The organism is Alkalibacterium sp. m-11 (assembly GCF_054658155.1).
The window spans coordinates 1-655 of record NZ_BAAGIR010000319.1 but is presented as its reverse complement, the minus strand read 5'-3'; the positions used below and the strand labels follow the sequence as shown (position 1 = coordinate 655).

Annotated in this window: 1 pseudogene; it reads left to right on the top strand. The window is 43.4% G+C overall.

The features are described from left to right. Positions 1-78: 78 nt before the first annotated feature. Positions 79-534: pseudogene (locus ACYQ2O_RS12605) on the top strand (oxidoreductase); the annotation flags it as partial. Positions 535-655 lie beyond the last annotated feature (121 nt).

Below are 655 nucleotides of genomic sequence, written 5' to 3'. Positions count from 1 at the left end.
GGAACTCTTCAAGCCATTTTTAAAAGAAAATCAGCTGAATCAAATATCAAAAGCGGCATAATAATCGGTACCAAGTCAATGACACCAAGGGTCAAAGGCTATTTTTTAACTGCAAAACTTGAGTTAAATAATGGAGTAACTTTAAAAAATCGCTTTGTCATGGCTCCAATGACAACAAAAATGAGTTTTTTTGATGGCGTCATCACCGAAGATGAGAAGCGGTATTATCAGATGCGAAGCAAAGAAGCCGGCGCAGTTATCACTGCGGCAGCCAATGTCTCTGAAGGGGGAAAAGGCTGGGAAGGTGAACTCGGAATTCACGATGATAGACACAATGATGGCATGGCATCACTTGCAACTGTGATTAAACATAAAGGGACAAAGGCCATTGTTCAGTTATATCATGGGGGGCGAATGACCAGTTCTTCTGTTCTAAGAGGTAAACAGCCAGTCGCTCCAAGTGCAGTCAAAGCAGAAAGACCGACCGCCGAAGAGCCTAGAACATTAGAAGAGGACGAGATCCTTCAGATTATCAGTTTTCCGAGCGAGAAAACCCACGGTTTCAATCGTGGGATGATAGCTCGGCAGGGATGAGGGTTCGCTTTGGCGAACTCGAAAGCCCTGTGATATATTCGAATATTTTTTGAGTATGTTC